This window comes from Methyloversatilis universalis EHg5 (assembly GCF_000378945.1).
In the GTDB taxonomy this organism is placed as follows: Bacteria; Pseudomonadota; Gammaproteobacteria; order Burkholderiales; family Rhodocyclaceae; genus Methyloversatilis; species Methyloversatilis universalis_A.
In genome coordinates this window covers 722,773-744,053 of the sequence record NZ_KB900539.1, presented here as the reverse complement: position 1 = coordinate 744,053, position 21,281 = coordinate 722,773, and the positions used below count along the sequence as shown (strand labels likewise).

22 protein-coding genes are annotated in these 21,281 nt (G+C 65.0%); 9 read left to right on the top strand and 13 right to left on the bottom strand.

The features are described from left to right. Nucleotides 1–151 precede the first annotated feature (151 nt). On the top strand, nt 152–2,116 hold the full coding sequence (locus tag METUNV2_RS0103465) for a pyrroloquinoline quinone-dependent dehydrogenase (RefSeq protein ID WP_026187840.1): 1,965 nt from the start codon (nt 152–154) through the stop codon (nt 2,114–2,116). Between the two features lie 106 nt (nt 2,117–2,222). Continuing rightward, the gene (locus METUNV2_RS0103460) at nt 2,223–2,591 is read left to right on the top strand and encodes a c-type cytochrome (protein WP_018228111.1); all 369 of its coding nucleotides are present in this window, start codon (nt 2,223–2,225) and stop codon (nt 2,589–2,591) included. 7 nt (nt 2,592–2,598) lie between these two features. On the opposite strand, the gene METUNV2_RS0103455 is transcribed toward METUNV2_RS0103460, so the two are convergent. Further along, the gene (locus tag METUNV2_RS0103455; RefSeq protein WP_018228110.1) at nt 2,599–2,802 is read right to left on the bottom strand and encodes a heavy-metal-associated domain-containing protein; all 204 of its coding nucleotides are present in this window, start codon (nt 2,800–2,802) and stop codon (nt 2,599–2,601) included. 119 nt (nt 2,803–2,921) lie between these two features. Here METUNV2_RS0103455 and METUNV2_RS0103450 point away from each other — a divergent pair, with 119 nt between their 5' ends. Both METUNV2_RS0103450 and METUNV2_RS0103445 read left to right on the top strand, forming a co-directional pair. Beyond that, nucleotides 2,922–4,163, top strand: coding sequence for an MgtC/SapB family protein (locus tag METUNV2_RS0103450; protein WP_018228109.1), 1,242 nt, complete (start codon nt 2,922–2,924; stop codon nt 4,161–4,163). A 156-nt stretch (nt 4,164–4,319) separates the two neighbouring features. Then, complete coding sequence (locus tag METUNV2_RS0103445; protein WP_018228108.1) at nt 4,320–6,176, top strand: ABCB family ABC transporter ATP-binding protein/permease; 1,857 nt, start codon at nt 4,320–4,322, stop codon at nt 6,174–6,176. A 120-nt stretch (nt 6,177–6,296) separates the two neighbouring features. On the opposite strand, the gene xdp1 is transcribed toward METUNV2_RS0103445, so the two are convergent. The 4 genes from xdp1 to METUNV2_RS0103425 all read right to left on the bottom strand — a co-directional run bounded on the left by xdp1 (nt 6,297) and on the right by METUNV2_RS0103425 (nt 11,699). Further along, complete coding sequence (gene xdp1, locus METUNV2_RS0103440; RefSeq protein WP_018228107.1) at nt 6,297–7,085, bottom strand: exosortase-dependent surface protein XDP1; 789 nt, start codon at nt 7,083–7,085, stop codon at nt 6,297–6,299. A 134-nt stretch (nt 7,086–7,219) separates the two neighbouring features. Continuing rightward, nucleotides 7,220–10,024 (bottom strand): XrtA/PEP-CTERM system TPR-repeat protein PrsT, encoded by a 2,805-nt coding sequence (prsT, locus tag METUNV2_RS0103435; protein ID WP_018228106.1) that lies wholly within the window; start codon nt 10,022–10,024, stop codon nt 7,220–7,222. Nucleotides 10,025–10,122: 98 nt separating this feature from the next. Further along, a complete protein-coding gene (locus METUNV2_RS0103430; RefSeq protein ID WP_018228105.1) occupies nt 10,123–10,689 on the bottom strand; it encodes an alkaline phosphatase PhoX in 567 nt (188 codons plus the stop codon). 86 nt (nt 10,690–10,775) lie between these two features. Further along, nucleotides 10,776–11,699, bottom strand: a complete 924-nt coding sequence (locus tag METUNV2_RS0103425; protein WP_018228104.1) for a CysB family HTH-type transcriptional regulator — start codon at nt 11,697–11,699, stop codon at nt 10,776–10,778. A gap of 134 nt (nt 11,700–11,833) precedes the next feature. On the opposite strand from METUNV2_RS0103425, the gene METUNV2_RS0103420 reads away from it, so the two are divergent. The 5 genes from METUNV2_RS0103420 to cobA are packed head-to-tail and all read left to right on the top strand — an operon-like array spanning nt 11,834 to nt 16,499. Beyond that, nucleotides 11,834–12,619 carry a sulfite exporter TauE/SafE family protein gene (locus METUNV2_RS0103420; protein WP_018228103.1) on the top strand — a complete coding sequence of 262 codons (786 nt, stop codon included), beginning with the start codon at nt 11,834–11,836 and terminating at the stop codon, nt 12,617–12,619. Nucleotides 12,620–12,673: 54 nt separating this feature from the next. Continuing rightward, nucleotides 12,674–14,356 (top strand): nitrite/sulfite reductase, encoded by a 1,683-nt coding sequence (locus METUNV2_RS0103415; protein ID WP_018228102.1) that lies wholly within the window; start codon nt 12,674–12,676, stop codon nt 14,354–14,356. Then, nucleotides 14,349–14,966, top strand: coding sequence for a DUF934 domain-containing protein (locus tag METUNV2_RS0103410; protein ID WP_018228101.1), 618 nt, complete (start codon nt 14,349–14,351; stop codon nt 14,964–14,966). The genes METUNV2_RS0103415 and METUNV2_RS0103410 overlap by 8 nt, the downstream gene beginning before the upstream one ends. Continuing rightward, nucleotides 14,963–15,691: a phosphoadenylyl-sulfate reductase gene (locus tag METUNV2_RS0103405; RefSeq protein ID WP_018228100.1), complete on the top strand. Its 729-nt coding sequence runs from the start codon at nt 14,963–14,965 to the stop codon at nt 15,689–15,691. Before METUNV2_RS0103410 ends, METUNV2_RS0103405 begins: the two co-directional genes overlap by 4 nt. Continuing rightward, nucleotides 15,675–16,499, top strand: a complete 825-nt coding sequence (gene cobA, locus METUNV2_RS0103400; protein ID WP_018228099.1) for a uroporphyrinogen-III C-methyltransferase — start codon at nt 15,675–15,677, stop codon at nt 16,497–16,499. Before METUNV2_RS0103405 ends, cobA begins: the two co-directional genes overlap by 17 nt. A 116-nt stretch (nt 16,500–16,615) precedes the next feature. Here the strand turns inward: cobA and rplQ are convergent, their stop codons facing one another. From rplQ to secY, 8 genes are all read right to left on the bottom strand, one after another. Further along, complete coding sequence (gene rplQ / locus METUNV2_RS0103395) at nt 16,616–17,008, bottom strand: 50S ribosomal protein L17 (protein ID WP_018228098.1); 393 nt, start codon at nt 17,006–17,008, stop codon at nt 16,616–16,618. Nucleotides 17,009–17,092: 84 nt separating this feature from the next. Then, a complete protein-coding gene (locus tag METUNV2_RS0103390; RefSeq protein ID WP_026187839.1) occupies nt 17,093–18,070 on the bottom strand; it encodes a DNA-directed RNA polymerase subunit alpha in 978 nt (325 codons plus the stop codon). 42 nt (nt 18,071–18,112) lie between these two features. Beyond that, nucleotides 18,113–18,742 (bottom strand): 30S ribosomal protein S4, encoded by a 630-nt coding sequence (rpsD, locus tag METUNV2_RS0103385; protein ID WP_008061750.1) that lies wholly within the window; start codon nt 18,740–18,742, stop codon nt 18,113–18,115. 14 nt (nt 18,743–18,756) lie between these two features. Further along, a complete protein-coding gene (rpsK, locus tag METUNV2_RS0103380) occupies nt 18,757–19,146 on the bottom strand; it encodes a 30S ribosomal protein S11 (protein ID WP_008061749.1) in 390 nt (129 codons plus the stop codon). Between the two features lie 16 nt (nt 19,147–19,162). Then, complete coding sequence (rpsM, locus tag METUNV2_RS0103375; protein ID WP_018228096.1) at nt 19,163–19,528, bottom strand: 30S ribosomal protein S13; 366 nt, start codon at nt 19,526–19,528, stop codon at nt 19,163–19,165. 54 nt (nt 19,529–19,582) lie between these two features. Continuing rightward, the gene (gene rpmJ, locus METUNV2_RS19465; protein ID WP_077231381.1) at nt 19,583–19,696 is read right to left on the bottom strand and encodes a 50S ribosomal protein L36; all 114 of its coding nucleotides are present in this window, start codon (nt 19,694–19,696) and stop codon (nt 19,583–19,585) included. A 32-nt stretch (nt 19,697–19,728) separates the two neighbouring features. Continuing rightward, nucleotides 19,729–19,947, bottom strand: coding sequence for a translation initiation factor IF-1 (infA, locus tag METUNV2_RS0103370; RefSeq protein WP_008061745.1), 219 nt, complete (start codon nt 19,945–19,947; stop codon nt 19,729–19,731). A 6-nt stretch (nt 19,948–19,953) separates the two neighbouring features. After that, entirely contained in the window at nt 19,954–21,279 is a 1,326-nt protein-coding gene (gene secY, locus METUNV2_RS0103365; RefSeq protein WP_026187838.1) for a preprotein translocase subunit SecY, read from the bottom strand. Between the last annotated feature and the right edge of the window lie 2 nt (nt 21,280–21,281).

The following is a 21,281-nucleotide window of genomic DNA, read 5'->3' as shown; positions in this document are numbered from 1 at the left end:
GGCACCCTGAAGATTCCGTTCCCGGACATACCGGGAGCATTTCCCATTCTTCGATCTGGCATCGGTATTGCGCTGTGAGACAGGCACGCCGCGGCTGTCCGCACAGCTCGCGTGGCGTGCTCCACGCACATCAGACGGAGAGAGGAAAACGATGAACACTCCCAAGCGACCGGCCCTCAGGCCGGTGGTCAGCGCGCTTTGCATGGCGCTGTTCTGCGGCAGCGCAGCCGCGAACAACTGGACCGAATACAACGGCGACAAGGCGGGCTCGCGCTACCTGGCTGGCGGCAAGGTCAATGCGCAGTCGGTGAAGTCGATGAAGGTGGCGTGGCGCTGGTCCATGCCGGACAACAAGGTGTGGCAGGACAACGCCGAACTGCGCACCTGGGTGAACCAGTCCACGCCGCTGGCCATCGACGGCGTGCTGTATTCCAGTTCGCCGATGGCCATGGTGTCGGCCATCGACGGCAACACCGGCAAGACGCTGTGGACCTACGATCCGAAAGCCTATATTGAAGGCACGCCGCCCAACCTCGGCTTCATCAGCCGCGGCCTGTCCTACTGGGCGGATGGCAACGACAAGCGCATTCTGGTCGGCACCGGTGACGGTTACCTGATCGCGCTGAACGCCAAGACCGGCAAGCCGATCGAAACCTGGGGCGACAAGGGTCGCATCGACCTGACCAAGGGCCTGCGCCGCTTCGTCGACCGCTCGCTGGTCGCCCTCACTTCGCCGCCCATCGTGTGCGGCAACACCGTAGTACCCAGCCTGGCGGTGCTCGATTCGTTCGCGGTCGGCCGCTCGCCGATGAAGTCCCACCCGCCGGGCGACATTCAGGCCTTCGACATCCGCACCGGTAAGCGCGTGTGGCATTTCGAACAGCCGCCGCAGGAAGGCCAGCCGGGCAACGAGTCGTGGGAAGACGGTTCGTGGAAAACCACCGGCTCGGCAAACATGTGGTCGCGTCCGAGCTGCGACGAGGAACTGGGCCTGGTCTATCTGCCCTTCTCGACCCCGACCAATGACTTCTACGGCGGCCACCGCAAGGGCAATGGCCTGTTCGGCGAGTCGGTCGTCGCGCTCAACGCCAAGACCGGCAAGATCGCCTGGTACCAGCAGATCGTTCATCACGGCCTGTGGGACTACGACCTGCCGACCGCACCGAACCTGATGGACCTGACGGTCAATGGCAAGAAGGTGAAGGCGCTGGCCCAGGTGACCAAGCAGGGCTTCGTGTTCACCTTCGACCGCAGCACCGGCCAGCCGGTGTGGCCGATCACCGAAAAGCCGGTGCCGCAATCCACCGTGCCCGGCGAACGGTCGTCGCTGACCCAGCCCTTCCCCAGCCTGCCGGCGCCCTTCGTGCAGCAGGGCGTGACCGAGGACGACCTGATCGACCTCACGCCGCAGCTGAAGGAAGAGGCGAAAAAGATCCTGTCGCGCTACAACTACGGCCCGCTCTACTACCCGCCCACGCTGGACAAGGCGGGCACGCTGCAGGTGCCGGGTGTGCTCGGCGGCGCCAGCTGGGCCGGCGCGGCACACAACCCGAAAACCAATGTGCTGTACGTGCCGTCCTTCACCATCCCCTTCGGCATCAAGCTGAAGAAGGAGAACGAAGGCGTGTACGACTTCACCGGCACCTGGGCGGGTGTGGGCGGTCCTCAGGGTCTGCCGCTGTTCAAGCCCCCCTTCTCCACCGTCACCGCGATCGACATGAACACCGGCAAGCACCTGTGGCGCATTCCGGCGGGCAAGGGTCCGGTCGACCATCCGGCGCTCAAGGACCTGAAGCTGGACCGCGTCGGTGTGCCGCGTGAAAGCTTCATCGCGCTGACCGACGACGTGCTCTTCCTCGCACCGGAAGGCACGAACTCGGTGATCGGCCTGTCGTCGCGCGGCAACGCGCTGATCACCCAGGCGACCGCCGAAGAGAAGGAGCCCTTCCTGTACGCGCACGACGCCCGCACCGGCAATCTGCTCGGCGAAATCAAGCTGCCGGGCGCCGCCTTCGGTGCGCTGATGACCTACCGGGCCAACGGCAAGCAGTACGTCGTGGTGCCGATCGGTGGCGCCGGTCTGCCGGCTGAACTGGTCGCGGTGCAGGTCGACTGAGCATGACCCGGCAGCGGGTGCCCGCATCCGCTGCCGGTTGCCGTCACGCCGCGCCCCTCCCGCGGCGTGGCGGCATTCCAGAACAACGCATCACCCGGAATACTCCATGAAGAAACGTACATTCATTTTTGTCGCGCTGATGGGCTGCATGGCCTCAGCCATGGCTTTCAACGCGGTGCTGCCGGACAAGGCGGCAGAGTCCGGCGCAGCGGCCGGACCGGCGCCCTTCGACCTGCGCGACCCGGCCCGCATCCAGGCCGGCATGGGTCGCTTCCAGTCCACCTGCGCCGACTACTGTCACGGCCACAAGCCGGCGCTGTTCATCGACCGCGACGGGCTGGAAGCCGAATACGTGTTCAACACGATACGCGACGGCGGCAAGGGCGCGACGCCGATGCCGCCCTGGGGCGAAGTGTTCTCGCAGGACGAGATCTGGGAGCTGGTGGCCTACATCCGCTCGCTCGGCAAGTGGTGAGCTGCGCTCAGCGCAGCACGTAGCCGTCGTCCTCCAGCGCCTGGCGGATGTCGGCTTCGCACACCAGCGGGTTGTGCTCGATGCTGATGACGCCGGTCGCCAGCGCGACCTCGACCAGGCTGATGCCGGGCAGTTCGTGGATGGCGTTGATGATGTCGTTGACGTCGTCCTCGCCGCGCAGGCCGTCGACGGTGATGAGCGTGGTGTGCATGGCAATCCTCCGGAAGCGGTAGGCACTTTACAGGCGAGGACGCCGCTCCGGGCAGCCGCGGTCGCCGCCGGTGGCTTCCTCGTTTAAGGTAGCGCCATGGCTATCCCCCGCGCTCCCGCATGCCCGCCGATCTCGACCCGCGCCTGACCGGTCTGGCCGCCGCGCTGGGCATCGGCCTGCTGATCGGCATCGAGCGCGAGCGGCGCAAGGGCGAAGGCCCGACCCGCAGCGCCGCCGGCCTGCGCACCTTCGCGCTGGTGTCGCTGCTCGGTGCGCTCGCCATGCTGCTGGGCGGCGGCGCCACGCTGGCGGTACTGGCCGCCTCGGTCGGTCTGCTGGCGGTGGTGTCCTACCGCCGCTCGCGTGACGACGATCCGGGCCTGACCACCGAAATCGCCCTCATCCTCACCTTCGCGCTCGGCGCGCTCGCCATGCAGGATGCGCCGCTGGCCACCGGCGTCGGGGTAGTGGTCGCCATCGCGCTCGCGGCGCGCAGCGCACTGCACCGTTTCGTGGTGCGCGCGCTGTCGGAGCAGGAGGTGCATGACGGCCTGCTGCTGGCGGCCGCGGCCCTGGTCATCCTGCCGCTGGTGCCGGACCGCGCGATCGACCCGCTGGGGGCGGTGAACCCGCGCACGCTGTGGCAGCTCGCAGTGCTCATGATGACGATCAACGCCTGCGGCCATATCGCGCTGCGGCTGGCCGGGCCGGCCCGCGGCCTGTCCTTTGCCGGCTTCGCCTCCGGTTTCGTGTCCAGCACCGCCACCATCGCCGCCATGGGCGCGCATGCGCGGCGCGAGCCGACCCTGCGTGCGGCCGCGGTATCCGGCGCCGTGCTGTCGTCGCTGGCCACCGTGCTGTATCTGGCGCTGCTGCTGGCGGCCGCCAGCCCGGCGGTGCTGCGTGCGCTGGCGCCTTCGCTGCTGGCCGCAGGCCTGACCGCAGCCGCCTATGGCGTGCTGTGCGCGCTGCGCGGCACCCGGGTGCACGACGGCGAACCGCCACCGCCCGGTCGCCCATTCAATCCGCGACTGGCCCTGCTGTTCGCCGCCACCATGGGCGGTCTGATGCTGCTGACTGCCTGGCTGACCGACCGCTATGGCGCCGGTGGCGCCGGTCTGGCCGCGGCGCTGGCCGGCTTCGCCGACGCTCATTCGGCGGCCGCTGCGGTCGCGGCGCTGCAGGCCGGCGGCCGCATCGCAACCGAACAGGCGGTGCTGCCGATACTGGCCGGCTTCAGCACCAATGCGCTGAGCAAGCTGGTGGTCGCCTTCACCGCCGGCAACCGCGCTTTCGCCGCCCAGGTGGTGCCGGGCGTCCTGCTGTCGGTGGGTGCGGCCTGGCTGGCGCTGCTGGTCTGATCCGGGTCCGCCTCCCCGCTCCGGTCTGCGCCGGATCAGCGCTTCGCGACGCGTAGGCAGGCGCAGTCCCGTCTTCAAACGCTGCATCGCGGCGAGGCGCCACTGCCACCGAGCGGTAACCGTCGAAACCCACGCTGTGCCGCTTAGAATCGAGGCATGAGACGACATGCCACCCTTCCGACGCCCGCCGAACAGGCCCCGGGCGCCCGCCGCCGCGATTCCGAAACCATCCGCAACCTGCTGCCTTACCTGTGGGCCTACAAATGGCGTGTGCTGATCGCACTCGCCTGTCTGGTGCTGGCCAAGGGCTCGAACGTGGCGGTGCCGCTGGTGTTCAAGCAGATCATCGACGCCCTGGCGCCCGCCGCCACACAGTCGCGTGCCGCGCTGGAGGCGGCACCGCTGCTGGTGCCGCTGGGTCTGCTCGCGGCCTACGGCGCGCTGAGATTTTCCACCTCGATGCTGACCGAACTGCGCGAAATCGTGTTCTCGCGGGTCACCCAGCAGGCGGTGCGACGGATTTCGCTGCAGGTGTTCCGCCACCTGCACGCGCTGTCGCTGCGCTTCCACCTCGAACGCCAGACCGGCGGCCTCACCCGCGACATCGAACGCGGCACCCGGGCGATCGGTTCGCTGATCAGCTACACGCTGTATTCCATCCTGCCCACGCTGGTCGAGATCGGACTGGTGCTGGGCATTCTGGCGGTGCAGTACGAAGCGAGTTTCGCGCTCATCACCTTCGTCACGCTGGCGCTCTACATCACCTTCACGGTCACCGTCACCAACTGGCGCACCCAGATCCGGCGCGAAGCCAATGAGCTGGATTCAGCCGCCAACACGCGGGCGATCGACAGCCTGCTGAACTACGAGACGGTGAAGTATTTCAACAACGAGGAATTCGAGGCCCGGCGCTACGACGAGCAGCTGGCGCACTGGCAGCGCGCGCAGGAGCGCAGCCAGGTGTCGCTGTCGTGGCTCAACATGGGTCAGGCCGCCATCATCGCCACAGGCGTGGCGCTGATGATGTGGCGGGCGACCGTGGGCGTGGCCGAGGGGCGGATGACGCTGGGCGACATCGTGCTGGTCAATGCCTTCATGATCCAGCTCTACATTCCGCTGAACTTCCTCGGCGTGCTGTACCGGGAAATCCGCCAGTCGCTGACCGACATCGAGCGCATGTTCGCGCTGATGGACACCCACCGCGAAGTGGCGGACGTGCCGGATGCGGTGTCGCTGCCGGCCGGCCCCTGCGAAGTGCGCTTCCAGCAGGTGAATTTCGGCTACGAGCCGGCGCGGCAGATCCTGTTCGATGTCGATTTCACGATTCCGGCCGGTGGCCGGGTCGCGGTGGTCGGCCATTCCGGCTCCGGCAAATCGACGCTGGCCCGCCTGCTCTACCGCTTCTACGACGTGAGCGAGGGCGGCGGCCGGATCACGATCAACGGCCACGACATCCGCCGGCTCACCCAGGACAGCCTGCGCGGCGCCATCGGCATCGTTCCGCAGGACACGGTGCTGTTCAACGACAGCATCCACTACAACATCCAGTACGGCCGGGTCAGTGCGTCGGCCGCCGAGGTCGAGGCGGCAAGCCGCGCCGCCCAGCTGCACGACTTCGTGCAGAAGCTGCCGGACGGCTACGCAACGAAGGTGGGCGAACGCGGGCTGAAACTGTCCGGCGGCGAGAAGCAGCGGGTGGCCATCGCGCGCGCGCTGCTGAAGAATCCGCCCATCCTGATTTTCGACGAAGCGACCTCGGCGCTGGATTCACGCACCGAACAGGCCATACAGGGCCAGCTCGAACAGATTGCGCGCGGCCACACCACGCTGGTGATCGCGCACCGGCTGTCCACCATCATGGACGCGGACCAGATTCTGGTGATGGAAGGCGGCCACATCATCGAACGCGGCAGCCACGCCGAACTGCTTGCGCTGGACGGCGCCTATGCGCAGATGTGGGCGCTGCAAGCGCAGGAAGATGCCGCTGAGGCGGTACCCGAGGTGGCGGCATGATCCATGACCGCGCCCGGCACTTCCGTCGGCGGAGGCCGATGACGGAAACGGGCCCGGGACGGGAAGACGATGGACGAAAAAAAACCGCGCCGTAGCGCGGTTTTTTTCAGCCGGTAAGACTCAGGCTGCCTTGCGGCGGCGGCGGACAGCCACCATGCCTGCCAGCGCGGTACCGATCAGCGCCAGCGAAGCGGGTTCCGGCACAGCCGGCGGCGGCGGGGTGACCGGCTTGGTGGTCGCGGTGACGCCGGCGATCTTCACATAGTCCAGCGCATCGGCGGTCGAACCCGGGGTGACCAGCCAGTAACGTGAATACGTGGAATTGGTGGTGGCGCGCGGATCGCTGTTGCCGGCGAAATCGCCAACCTTGGTCCAGCCGGTCAGGGTCGAGAAGGTCTTGCCGGAAATCGTCGTGGTGATGTCAGCCACCGAAGCACCGGTGTAGGCATACACGGTCAGGTCGGAATCGGTGCTGTACCAGCCGATGTCGACCAGGCCCAGAGTCATGTCAGAGCCGAAGGAAAACAGCATGCTTTCCATCGCGCCGGCATTGTCCAGCGCGTGCTGGCCGTTTGCCGTCTGAGCGGAACCGGTGGAGGTCACTTCGTCGTTGGCGGTCGAATCACGGCTGGTCATGCCCAGGCCGCTGGTGCCCTGATAGGTCAGGTAGGCACGTTCGATGGTGGAACCGGTCGCGGTGTTCGCAAAGCCCTGAATATTGACGGTCTGGCCTGCGGCGTTGGTGTAGTTCATCGCGGAAAATTCCGTGATGTTGCTGCCAAAGCCCGTCGCGCTGGTCGACGACGTCGCGTTGGACGTGAAGGCCCACGAGTAGTCAGCTGCAGACGCTGCGGTGCCGAAGCCGGCGATCATCACCGCACCCAGAATCCGGATCAGTTTTTTGTTCATTGTCGTTCCTTGGTGAAAGGGGACATTGCTGTCTTGGCCTCTCATTAGCAAGATAAGGGCCAGGCAAAATAAGTCTTTTTAATTCAATACATTACAGAGTGTAAAAATCTGTAGTGTAAATATTACCGACACCTTCAGCGCGGCCCCAGCTCCGTGCGCAGCGCGCGTGCCTTGTCGTCGCCCGGAAAGGACACGCCCGCCTGGAGGGCTGCGTCCAGTTCCTGCCGGGCTTCGCTGACACGACCGGCCTTGGCCAGCGCCCAACCGAGGTGGTAACGGATTTCCGGATTCTGCGGACTGCGCAGACGGGCTTCGCGCAGATGGCGCAGCGCGAGGTCGTGCTGCCCCTTCTGGGCCAGTATCCAGCCCAGCGTGTCGAGCACCACCGGGTCGGACGGCGCCAGCTTGAACGCACGCTCAGCGGTCTGCTGGGCGGCGGGGTCCTGCATCTGCCACTGCAGATTGGCGAGGTTGTTCAGCACCGGCGCCGATTCACCGACGCTCTTGATGACACCTTCCAGCGTGGCACGGGCTTCCTTGAGCTGGCCGGCAGCGGTCTGCACCTGCGACAGCAACAGGCGGACCGCCATGTCCTTCGGTCGCTCCCGGACCAGTGCCTCGATCGCCGCTCGCCCCTGCTGCTGCGAGCCAGCGCGGCGATGGGCTTCGTACAGCCGTCCGGCCACGTCCGCACCGGCACCGCGCCCGAGCGCGCTGCGATAGTGGGCGATTGCGTCGCTCCAGCGGCTGCGGGCCATCGCCGCGTCGCCAGCCACACGATAGGCGTCGGCCGGCGCAGCCGGCGATTTCAGCACCTCCTGCGCACGTGCATCGGCCTTGTCGATCTGGCCCTCGGCCAGCAGCAGATCCGCTTGCATGATCTTGGCAGGCACGAAACCCGGATCACCCTGGAGCGCTTTTTCCAGACTGTAGGCAGCGCCGGCCGGATTGCCGGCCAGACGCTGCAGCTGGGCAATACGGTATTGGGCACCCGGATCGAAATCCGCCACCCGGGTCATCGCGGTCAGCGTTGAACGGGCGCCCGTGGCGTCACCGCGGGCCAGCTGTACCCGTGCCAGCGCGCCCTGCACCTGCAGATAGCCAGGCTGCCCCTGACTCACGCCCTTGGCTGTTTCGAGCGCCTTGTCCAGCGCGCCGGTCTGCAGATACAGGTCAATCAGCGCTACCCGGCCTTCGACATGGTTCAGATGCTTGGCGTGCAGGGTTTCCAGTCCGCGCAGCGCATCAGCGGAACGGCCGGTCGACGCGTCGAGCATGGCCCGCTCGAACAGCGCGGAAGCCTGATCCGGTTTTTCCTTGAGCAGGGCGTCGAGCCGTGCCCGGGCCTGGTCGGGCTTGCCTTCGGCGATGTCGAGCCGGGCGAGGTTGAGCTTGACGCCGTCGAACTTCGGATCGGCGGCCATCACCTTCTCGTAGGCCTTGCGCGCGCCGGCGAAATCCCGTGCCGCGGCACGCGCAACACCGAGCAGATTGAGCGCCGCCAGATTGCCCGGCTCCCGCTTGACCACGGCTTCCATCAGTTCAACCGCCTTGCGCGGCTGGTTCTCGCGCAGCGCCACCAGCGCCAGTGCGGTACTGGCCCGCGCCTGACCGGGATCTTCCCTGAGCGCGTTGCGCAGCTGTTCGGTACCCAGCGCGGTCTGCTTGCCGCCGATCAGGCTGAGACCGAGCGAGGTGCGGACCTGAGACGAATTGCCCAGCTTGGCGGCCTGTTCAAGCAATTCGGTGGCCTGCTGATAGCGCTTCAGCTTGCTGTAGGCATTGGCCATCAGCGTCAGCACTTCCGGGTCACGCGCCCCCCCGCTGCGCATCAACGGCTCCAGCGTCGAAATGGCGGCCGCAGGTTCATCCATCGCAAGCTGCAGCGATGCGAGCGGCTTGCGAGCGGCCATCTGCTGCGGGAAAAAACGTATGTGCAGCTCGAAGTACTCTTTTGCCTTCACCGCGCCCCCCATTGCGAGGTGAGACAGACCGGCGATCAGCGCAAGATGGGAGCGGCTGGTCAGCACCGAGCGCGGCAGCGGGTCGATCAGGCCAGCGACTTCACTGAGCAGCTTGCGCGCCTCGTCCTTGTTGCCCTCGCTTTCGGCAATGACCGCACGCAGATAGGCCGCACGCGGTTCGGTCACGTCGGCGTCCGATGAGCGCAGCAGCGACTGCTTGGCATCCTGCATGCGGCCGAGATCCATCAGCACCGAGCCGCGGCCGAGCAGCGCTTCGCCATTGTCGGGCCCGAACTGTACCGCCCGGTCGTAGTAACCCAGGGCCTGGCTGAGTTGCCCTGCCGCATAGGCCACGGCAGCGCGCTGTCCCCAGGCGTCGGTATCGGATGGCGCCATCGACGTGGCCTGTTCGGCGAGCGACGCAGCCTCGTCCGGCCGGCCAGCCTGCAGCGCGATGCGCGACTGCAGCACCACCGCGGAAGCGGCCGAGGCGTTCTGAGTACGCGCCTCCTTCACCGTGGCCAGCGCCTGCGGATACTGCCCCAGTTCCAGATAGGCCTTGGCACGCACCAGCGTCATCTCGTAGCGCACGCCTGGCGGCAGATCGTCGACCTGCAGGGTTTCCAGCACTTCCTTCTGCCGGCCGATGGCCAGCAGCAGATTGGCCAGCGGCACGATGTACTCGGCCCGCGACACGCCGCGCTTCTGCGCCTCGCGCAGCGCCACTTCGGCAGCGGCGTAGTCGCCCTTGCGCAGCGCGGCGCGACCGAGAAGCATGTGCGCGGCCAGGAAATTCGGATCGGCCTTGAGCGCGTTCTTGAGCTGGATGATGGCGCCGGCGTCGTCCTTCTTCTCGAAGCGGACCAGCGCGTCCTCGTAATAGCGGCCGGCTGCATCGGCGGCCTGTACCGGCGAGAACGCGAACAGCCCTGTTGCGATCAGGGCGGCGGCCAGGGAAGAACGATAGGACATCATGGGCGACCGTCGGGTTGTCGAGGCGCCCGAGTATAGGTCCGTGCCGGAGCCGGTACGCGCGACCGCGTCACGACGCGGTGCGCCTGCCCGGTCGCCGTTCAGCCCGCCAGCAGCTGCAGTGCCGGGCGGGCACGCATGTGCAGCGCAGACGGCCGCTCATCTGCCGGCAGCAGACCGCCCTGCCAGCCGAACGTGAGGCTGGCGACGTCGCCCATCGCCTCGCGCCATACGCGAGCCGGACCCGCGTGTCCGCACAGCAGCAGCTGGCCGCCGTCCGGGCGGGACTGTACCGAAAACAGTCCGTCCAGCGGCGTGGCGCCGACGCGGCGGGCCGCGGTGGCGGGATCGGCCAGCACTTCGCCCACCTTGAGCTGCGGGTCCCACAGCAGGAAGCCCTGGCGCGCGGGCACCAACGGCAGCCAGTGGCCGTGACCGTTGTCGCCGAAGCGCGCGACATAGAGCGCGCCGTGCTGCAGCGCACCGCTGTCGGGCAGCGGGCCGATGAACTTGTACACATGGCGGGGCCGCTCGGCCTCGGTCAGATGCACCACGCCGCGGCCGTCGCGCGCACGCAGCAGGCCGCCGGCCAGATAGGTGACGCCGGCCAGACGTGCGTGGCGGCCATCGGAATCGAGTTCGAGCGGGTGCAGGGCTGCGGACATCATGGACAGTGGGTGTGAATGACAAGAATTCCGACACTGTCGCCGGTCGACATTACCGCCGCATGACGCGGAGGGCCGTGCCCGCGCCCTCAGCTGCGACCCAGCGCACGGTCCACCGCTTCGCGGGTGAGTGCGGCGGCGAACGCCTCGATGAAGGTATAGGTGTAGCCGCGCAGCCAGCCGTTGCGATGCAGGCCGATGCGGGTGGTGCTGGGCTCGAACAGGTGGCTGCAGTCGACCGCGCGCAGACCGCGGTCCTGCTCGGCATCGAAAGCCATCTGCGCGACGATGCCCACGCCGAGACCGAGCGCGACATAGGTCTTGATGATGTCGGCGTCGATTGCGCTCATCGCCACCCGGGGTGTCAGACCACGCTCGGCAAAGGTCTGGTTCACCCGGGAGCCACCGGTGAAGGCGAAGTCGTAGGTGATCAGCGGCCAGTCGGCGATCGCTTCCAGCGTCAGCGGCTTCACGTCCAGCAGCGGATGGCCGGGCGGCGCGATCAGGCAGCGGTTCCACTGGTAACAGGGCAGGCTCACCAGCAGATCGTATTCGTCGATCGCTTCGGTCGCGATGACCAGATCAGCCGCGCCCGACAGCACGTACTCGCAGCACTGGGTCGGATTGCCCTGGTGCAGCTCGATCTGCACGCCCGGGTGCGCCCGCATGAATTCGGACAGCACATGCGGCAGCACGTAACGGGCCTGGGTGTGCGTGGTGGCGATGGACAGACGTCCCTGTTCGCCGCTGGCGTATTCGTCCCCCACCTGCCGCAGCGCGCCGATGTCGCGCAGCATGCGCCGGGCGATCGCGATCACCTCCTCGCCCGGCCGGGTGACCGCAACCAGGCGCTTGCCCTGGCGCACGAACACATCGACGCCCAGTTCCTCCTCCAGCAGACTGATCTGACGCGAAACCCCGGACTGCGAAGTGTGCAGGGCCCGTGCCGCCTCCGACACATTGAGGTTGCGCTGGGCCACTTCGGCCACGTAACGCAGTTGCTGAAGATTCATGTCCGCCGTCCGTCGAAGGGGGAAGTACCGCAGGCCGGTTAGAACCGGAAATCATTTGAATCTTACTTCAAAGCATTTCCAATTATCTTGAGCCGGCGATACCCTGAGAAATTCATCTTGCCGGACCTGCGCGCATGGATTTCGGGTATTCGGTGGCCGGCTTTTTCGTCGGCGCCATCGTCGGACTGACCGGCGTCGGCGGCGGCTCACTGATGACGCCGCTGCTGGTGCTGCTGTTCGGCATCCATCCGTCGGTCGCGGTCGGCACCGACCTGCTGTATGCCGCGATCACCAAGGCCGGTGGCGCAGTGGTGCACGGTCGCAACCGGACCATAGACTGGCGCATCGTGCGGGCACTGGGCGCGGGCAGCGTGCCGGCCGCAGCGCTCACGCTGTGGTGGTTATCGACACATTCCCGCTCGGCGTATGGCAGCCAGTCGCTGATCAGCGGTACGCTCGGTGTGGCACTGGTGCTGACTGCGTGCGCACTGCTGTTCCGCTCGCGTCTGCAGGCACTGGCCGAACGGCCGGGCATCGGCGCCTGGCGCGAACGCCACCTGACGTCACTGACCGTGGCGACCGGTGCGGTGCTGGGTCTGCTGGTCACGATTTCATCGGTCGGCGCCGGCGCGCTGGGCACTGCGGCGCTGGTTTTCCTGTATCCGCGGCTGCCTGCGGTGCGCATCGTCAGCAGCGACATCGCACACGCAGTACCGCTGACACTGGTGGCCGGCATGGGCCACTGGTGGCTGGGCAATGTCGACTGGACGCTGCTCGGCGCGCTGCTGATTGGTTCGCTGCCCGGCATTGCACTGGGCAGCCAGATCGCGGCCCGGATGCCGGAACGCTTCCTGCGACCGCTGCTGGCCAGCATGCTGTTCGGCATCGGCGGAAAACTGAGCCTGAACCTTCTAGGCTGAAAGAGGGCAACGGGTTGTCCGGCGCAGACCGGACACCCATGACGGGACACCCCTATGTATCGCTACGACGACTACGACCGTGCGCTGGTGATTGAGCGCGTCGCGCAGTACCGCGACCAGCTGCAGCGCAATCTGGCCGGCGAACTGTCGGACGACGAATTCCGTCCGCTGCGCCTGCAGAACGGCCTTTACATCCAGCGCCATGCGCCGATGCTGCGCATTGCAGTGCCCTACGGCATGCTGGCAAGCCGCCAGTTGCGCAAGCTGGCCGACATCGCCCGCCGCTATGACCGCGAGTACGGCCATTTCACCACCCGCCAGAACCTGCAGCTGAACTGGCCGAAGCTGGAAGACACCGCCGACATCCTGGCCGAACTGGCCACGGTCGAAATGCACGCGATCCAGACTTCGGGCAACTGCATCCGCAACATCACTACCGACCCCTTCGCCGGCGTTGCGCCGGACGAAATCGTCGATCCGCGGCCGTATTGCGAAGTGCTGCGCCAGTGGTCCACCTTCCACCCGGAATTCGCCTTCCTGCCGCGCAAGTTCAAGATCGCGGTCAGCGGAACGGTGGAAGACCGCGCGGTCACCTATGCGCACGACGTCGGCCTGCAGCTGTACCGCGACGATCAGGGCGAAGTGCTGGTGCGCGTCATCGTCGGTGGCGGCATGGGCCGTACCCCCATCCTCGGCAGCGTGATCCACGACGCCCTGCCCTGGCGCCATCTGCCCACCTATCTCGACGCGGTGCTGCGCGTGTACAACCGCTATGGCCGCCGCGACAACGCCTACAAGGCGCGCATCAAGATTCTGGTCAAGGCCATCGGCGCCGAAGAGTTCGCACGCCAGGTGAATGAGGAATGGCAGCTTGAACGCGACGGCATCGCCACCGTGACCGACGAAGAACTGGAGCTTGCCGCAGCCGCCTTCCAGGATCCGGATGCACCGGCCCGTCCGGCCCGCGACGCCGGCTTCGACGAGAAGCTGGCCGGCGACCGCGCCTTCGCCCGCTGGGTGTCGCGCTGCGTGCGCGCCCACAAGCGCCCGGGCTACCGCTCGGTCACGCTGTCGCTGAAGCCGCACGGCCTGCCGCCCGGTGACATCACCTCCGATCAGATGGACGCGGTGGCCGATCTGGCCGACCGCTACAGCTTCGGCGAACTGCGCGTCACGCACGAACAGAACCTGGTGCTGGCCGACGTGCCGCTGGCCGATCTGTACGCGCTGTGGCAGGAAGCGCGCAAGCACAACCTCGCGACGCCCAATATCGGCCTGCTGACCGACATGATCTGCTGCCCGGGCGGCGACTTCTGCTCGCTCGCGAACGCCAAGTCCATTCCGATCGCCCAGGCCATCCAGGCGGAGTTCGATGATCTGGACTACCTGTACGACATCGGCGACCTGGAGCTGAACATTTCGGGCTGCATGAATTCCTGTGGTCACCACCACGTTGGCCACATCGGCATTCTCGGTGTGGATAAGGCCGGCTCCGAGTGGTATCAGGTGTCGATCGGTGGCGCCCAGGGCAACACCACATCGCTCGGCGACGTGATCGGCCCGTCGTTCGCGGCCGACGAGGTGCCGGGCGTGGTCAAGAAACTGATCGAAACCTATGTCTCTGCGCGCACGCCTGAAGAGCGCTTCCTCGACACCGTACGCCGGCTCGGCGTGGCGCCGTTCAAGGCGCGCGTCTATGGCGAATCCAGCAAGAAGGCCGAGGTGACCCATGGCTGATCTCATCCGTGGCGAAGCCCTCGCCCAGAACGAATGGACCTGGGTGAAGCTGCCCGATTCCGGCGAACCGGTGCGCAAGTCCGCCGGCAAGGTGGTGCTGTTCAAGCTGACAGGCGAACCCGCTGCGGCCGACGACGTGATCGACCGCTGCGAAGTGCCGGCCACCGGCAAGGTGCTCATCCCGCTGTCGGTGTGGCTGCGGCGGCATGAAGCGCTGGCAGCCCGGGTGGCGGCTGGCGAGATCGGCGTATGGCTGGACAGCCATGAAGAACCGACCGAACTTGCGGACAGCCTGGGCGGCGACCTGAACCGGCTGCCGCTGATCGGCGTGAACTTCCCGAAGTTCATCGACGGCCGCGGCTTTTCGGTCGGCTTCATCCTGCGCAGCCGCTATGGCTACCGCAATGAAATGCGTGCGCTGGGCGATGTGCTGCGCGACCAGATGTTCTTCTTCCGCCGCACCGGCTTCGATGCCTATCTGTTGCGTGCGGACCAGAAGCCGGAACGCTGCATCGCGGCACTGAACGACTTCAGCACCCCCTACCAAACCTCCACCGACGGCAACGTCCCGGTGTTCCGCCGTCGCATCGGTCAGAAGGTGCCGGCATGACCAACCCGCTGATCCACCCGAACGTCACCGACGCGCTGCGCGACAAGGTGGCGCTCAAGACGGCCGCCGCGATCGAACTGCTGAAGCAGGCCGCAGCCGAGTTCCAGCCCATCGGTTTCGCCAGCAGCATGGGCGCCGAGGACATGGTGATCACCGATCTGATCCAGCGCAACGCGCTGGACATTGAAATCTTCACGCTGGACACCGGCCGCCTGCCGTCGGAAACCTATGACCTGATGGCGAAAGCCGAAAAGCACTACAACGCTCGCCCGGTCACCTTCTTCCCGCGTCATGAGGCGGTAGAAGAGTATGTCCGCAAGCACGGCATCAACGCCTTCTATGATTCGGTCGACCTGCGCAAGGCCTGCTGCGGGATGCGCAAGGTCGAGCCGCTGAAGCGTGCGCTGGCTGGCAAGAAGGCCTGGATCACAGGCATGCGAGCGCAGCAGTCGGCCACCCGCGCCGAGCTGCCCCTGCGTCAGTTCGACGAAAGCCACGGCATCGAGAAATTCAACCCGCTGTCCGACTGGAGCGAGCGCGAGGTGTGGGTGTATATCCACACCCACGGGGTGCCGTACAACGAACTGCACGAGCGCTTCGTGCCCAGCATCGGCTGCCAGCCCTGTACCCGCCCGATCTCTCCCGGTGAGGACATCCGCGCCGGTCGCTGGTGGTGGGAAAACCCGGAAAGCAAGGAGTGTGGCCTCCATGTCAAGGCCGGCTGAACAGGCGAAGCGGCCGGGCAAGGTGTGGCTGGTCGGCGCCGGCCCCGGCGCCGCTGACCTGCTCACGCTGCGCGCCGCCCGCCTGCTGGCAGAAGCCGACGTGGTGCTGCATGACGCGCTGATCGACGACGACGTGCTGGCCCTCGCTCCGCAGGCCCGGCTGATTGCGGTCGGCAAGCGCTGCGGACGTCACTCGACCGCCCAGTGCTTCATCAACCAGAAGATCATCCACGCGGCACGCACCCACGCTCGGGTGGTTCGCCTGAAGGGTGGCGACCCGATGCTGTTCGGCCGCGCCCAGGAAGAAATGGACGCACTGGCCGCGGCCGGTATCGAATACGAAGTGGTACCAGGCGTCACCGCAGCCAGTGCCGCCAGCGCCCAGCTGAAGGTATCGCTCACCCGCCGCGGCATCGCCCGCAGCGTGGCGCTGCTGACGCCGCGTGCGGGCGAAGGCGAACATCCTTCTCAGGCGCTGCGTGCGAACGCCGATACGCCGACGCTGGCGCTCTACATGGCCTCACACGAATCGATGGCCATCGCCCGCGAGCTGATGAGCTACGGCCGTGCCGCCGATACGCCAGTCGCCCTGATCGAGAACGCCAGCCATCCCGCATCGCGCGAGGCCTTCACCACGCTGCAGGGTCTGTCCGAGCGGACGGTAGGCGCACTGCTGGGCTGCGGAGACCAGGCACCCGAAGGTCCGGTGCTGGTGATGCTGGGCGAAGTTTTCCGCGACGAAATGCAGGCGAGACTGTCGTCGGCACCGTCCGAAAGCGAGCGACGCATTCAGGTCAGCGCCGCCTGATCCAACTCTGGCTCATCAGGGCGCTGTCTTTCCAGCGGCGCCTTCGATCCGCTTCTGATCCCCAAAAAGAAAAAGCCCCGCAATTGCGGGGCTTTCAATTTCAGTCGTCCGAAAACTTATTCGGCGACTTCAACCGCTTCAGCGCTTTCGTCCGGGCGGTCCATCAGCTGGACATAGGCCATCGGCGCATTGTCGCCAACGCGGAAGCCCATCTTCAGGATGCTCAGGTAGCCGCCGTTGCGGTTCGCGTAGCGCGGGCCCAGCACGTCGAAAATCTTGCACACGACTTCGCGATCGCGCAGACGCGAAAAGGCGAGACGGCGGTTCGACAGATTCGGGGTCTTGCCCAGGTTGATCAGCGGCTCGACGACGCGGCGCAGTTCCTTGGCCTTCGGCACGGTGGTCTTGATGGCTTCGTGGCGCAGCAGCGACACGGCCATGTTACGGAACATCGCTTCGCGATGCGAGCTGGTGCGGTTGAGCTTTCTGAGACCGTTACGATGACGCATGATGACTCCGTAAAATTATGCGGCCACCGCGGGTCAGGCAGGTGGCCGGTTTATCGTGTATCCGGCCCGAAGGCCGGTACGGTGTTACGCCCGATCCAGGCCGGCAGGCGGCCAGTTCTCGAGCTTCATGCCGAGCGTGAGACCACGCGAGGCAAGCACTTCCTTGATTTCGTTGAGCGACTTGCGACCCAGATTCGGGGTCTTCAGCAGCTCATTCTCGGTGCGCTGGATCAGATCACCGATGTAATAGATGTTCTCGGCCTTAAGACAATTGGCCGAACGCACCGTCAGTTCCAGATCATCCACCGGACGCAGCAGGATGGGATCGATCACCGCCTGCTTGCGCACTTCGGCAACCGGCGCCGTACCTTCGAGTTCGGCAAACACCGACAGCTGGTCCACCAGAACGCGTGCCGCATAGCGGACCGCTTCTTCCGGCTCGACCGCGCCATTGGTTTCGACATCCATGACCAGACGGTCCAGATCGGTACGCTGTTCCACACGCGCCGATTCCACCGCATAGCTCACGCGACGGATCGGGCTGAAGCTCGCATCGAGAACGATGTGGCCGATGGACTTGTTCTCGGACGAACCCTGACGAACGGTGCCCGGCACATAGCCACGGCCCTGCTCGACCTTGAACTGAAGATCCAGCTTGCCACCCGGGGCAACGTGAGCGATCACGTGCTCCGGATTGACGATCTCGACATCGTGAGTCACTTCGATATCGCCGGCAGTCACCACACCTTCGCCGTTACGGGAAACGCGCAGATAGGCTTCCGAACGATTGTGCAGCTTCAGCACAACACCCTTCAGGTTCAGCAGGATGTCGACCACGTCCTCGCGGACGCCGTCCAGCGTCGAGTACTCGTGCAGAACACCTTCGATCTGCACTTCGGTCGGCGCGTAGCCGGGCATGGACGACAGGAGAATGCGACGGAGCGCGTTGCCCAGCGTGTGCCCGAACCCGCGTTCGAACGGCTCCATCACCACACGTGCGTGAGCCGGCGACAAATTTTGTACGTCAATGATTCGCGGTTTCAAGAGAGCATTGCTTTGCATCTGCAGTCCTCAGTGACGTCAACAGGCTGATCGCCAAAGCGATCAGCGGGAATACAGTTCGACAACCAGACTTTCATTGATCGTCGAGGACAGATCCGAGCGGGCAGGCATGGACTTGAACACGCCACGACCAGCCTTGGCATCGACATCCAGCCATTCCGGGAAGCCACGCGAAGCCTGGGCTTCGAGTGCGCCCTTCGAGCGCAGATGACCCTTGGCACGTTCGGTCAGCTCGACCACATCACCCGGACGCACTTCGTACGACGGGATGTTGACGCGCTTGCCATTGACCAGGATGCCGTTGTGGCGCACAACCTGACGCGACTCGGCGCGCGAAGCACCGAAACCCATGCGGTAGGCGACCGTATCGAGGCGGCTTTCCAGCAGCTGCAGCATGTTTTCACCGGTCTGGCCCTTGCGGCGCTCGGCTTCGGCGTACACACGGCGGAACTGGCGTTCGAGCACGCCGTAGATGCGGCGGATCTTCTGCTTTTCACGCAGTTGCTGGCCGAAACCGGACAGACGCTGGCCGGACTTCTGACCATGCTGACCCGGAGCGTAGGAGCGGCGCTCGATGGCGCACTTGTCGGTGAAGCACTTCTCGCCCTTCAGGAAGAGCTTTTCGCCTTCACGACGGCATTGACGGCATTTCGCGTCGAGATTACGAGCCATTCTCTAAATTCCTCTTAGATGCGCCGACGCTTGGGCGGACGGCAGCCGTTGTGCGGGATCGGCGTGATGTCGGTAATCGACGAAATCTTGATGCCGAGCGCGTTCAGCGCACGAACGGCCGACTCGCGACCCGGGCCGGGACCCTTGATGCGGACTTCCAGATTCTTCACACCGCATTCGACCGCGACCTTGCCGGCAGCTTCCGCAGCGACCTGAGCCGCAAACGGGGTGCTCTTGCGCGAGCCCTTGAAGCCGGCGCCACCGGAAGTGGCCCACGACAGAGCGTTGCCCTGACGGTCGGTGATCGTGATGATGGTGTTGTTGAAGGAAGCGTGAATGTGCGCGATGCCTTCCGCGACGTTCTTCTTGACCTTCTTCCGGACTTTTGCAGCACTCTTGACCATGATCGTGTCCTAAAGATTACTTCTTCGCGCCAGCGATCGACTTGCGCGGACCCTTGCGGGTACGGGCATTCGTGCGGGTGCGCTGGCCGCGCAGCGGCAGGCCACGACGATGACGAACACCGCGATAGCAGCCCAGGTCCATCAGGCGCTTGATGTTCATCGTCACTTCACGACGCAGGTCACCTTCGATGGTGAACTTGCCGACCTCTTCCCGCAGCCGATCCATTTCGGCCTCCGAGAGGTCCTTGATCTTCGCGTTGCGGGCAATGCCAGCAGCGTCGCAGATCTTTTGTGAGCGGGAACGACCAACTCCGAAAATCGCCGTCAGAGCGATTTCAGTGTGCTGGTGGTTAGGAATGTTAACGCCGGCGATACGGGCCATGCAGTCACCCCGAAAAGCGAAACCTTAAATGTTATCAAAGACCACTAGTAAGCGTCAACCTTGACGCTGCTTGTGACGCGGATCGGCGCAGATGATGCGGACGACACCGTGGCGACGGATCACCTTGCACTTGCGGCAGACAGGCTTAACAGATGCTTGGACTTTCATCCCAATTCTCCAGCTGAAACCAAACGCCAGTTTTACTTGGCGCGAAACACGATGCGACCTTTGCTCAGGTCATAAGGCGTGAGCTGCACCGTTACCTTGTCACCCGGAAGAATGCGGATGTAGTGCATCCGCATCTTTCCGGAAATGTGCCCGAGAACCACGTGTCCGTTTTCGAGCTTTACGCGGAACGTCGCATTCGGCAGGGTTTCGACAACTTCACCCTGCATTTCGATGACATCTTCCTTGGACATAGCTATTCAGCGAGTCGGGAACCCGGTCCCGCGGAAGTTGGCCTTCTTGAGAAGACTTTCATACTGATGCGACATCACATAGGCCTGAACCTGGGCCATGAAATCCATCGTCACGACCACGATGATCAGCAGCGAGGTCCCGCCGAAATAGAACGGCACGTTCCATTTCAGGATCAGGAACTCAGGCAGCAAACACACCAGCGTGATGTAGACCGCGCCAACCAGCGTGAGCCTCGAAAGGATCTTGTCGATGTAACGCGCAGTCTGCTCGCCCGGACGGATGCCCGGAACGAACGCCCCACTCTTCTTCAGGTTGTCCGCGGTTTCCTTGGCGTTGAACACCAGCGCGGTATAGAAGAAGCAGAAGAACACGATCGCAGTGGCATACAGCAGCACATAGATCGGCTGTCCCGGCGACAGCGTAGCGGCCAGATCCTTCAGCCACCGAGTACTTTCACTGGTTGCAAACCACCCCGCCAACGTTGCCGGAAACAGGATGATCGAGGACGCAAAGATCGGCGGGATCACACCAGCCATATTCAGCTTCAAGGGCAGATGGGAACTCTGGCCCCCATAAACCTTGTTGCCGACCTGGCGCTTGGCGTAATTCACCAGAATCTTGCGCTGCCCGCGTTCCACGAACACCACGACTGCCGTTACCGCAAAGACGAGTGCAACGATGAACAGCGCGGTCAGTTCGTGCATCGCACCGGTATTCACCAGCTCCAGCAGACCACCGATCGAACCGGGAAGCCCCGCTGCGATACCTGCAAAGATGATGATGGAAATGCCGTTGCCAATGCCGCGCTCCGTAATCTGCTCACCCAGCCACATCAGGAACATCGTCCCGGTGATAAGGGTAGAAATCGTCACGAAGCGGAACATCATTCCGGGATCCAGCACCAGCCCCTGCTGAGATTCCAGTGCCACCGAAATACCGAAGGCCTGGAACAGCGCAAGCGCAAGCGTGCCATAACGCGTGTACTGCGTGATCTTGCGTCGCCCTGCCTCACCCTCCTTCTTCAGCGCCTCCAGAGAAGGCACTGCAACGGTGAGCAGCTGCATGATGATCGACGCCGAAATGTACGGCATGATCCCCAGTGCGAAGATCGTGAAACGCGACAGCGCGCCACCCGAGAACAGGTTGAATACGCCGAGTATGCCCCCCTGCTGGCCATGGAACAGCTCAGCCAGGCGTGCAGGATCGATGCCCGGAACCGGGATGTGAGCACCAAGGCGATAGACCAGCAACGCGCCTGCGAGGAACCACAGGCGACGCCACAGATCACCGAACTTTGCGCTACGACCCGGCTGCTGGGCGGCAGTAGCCAACG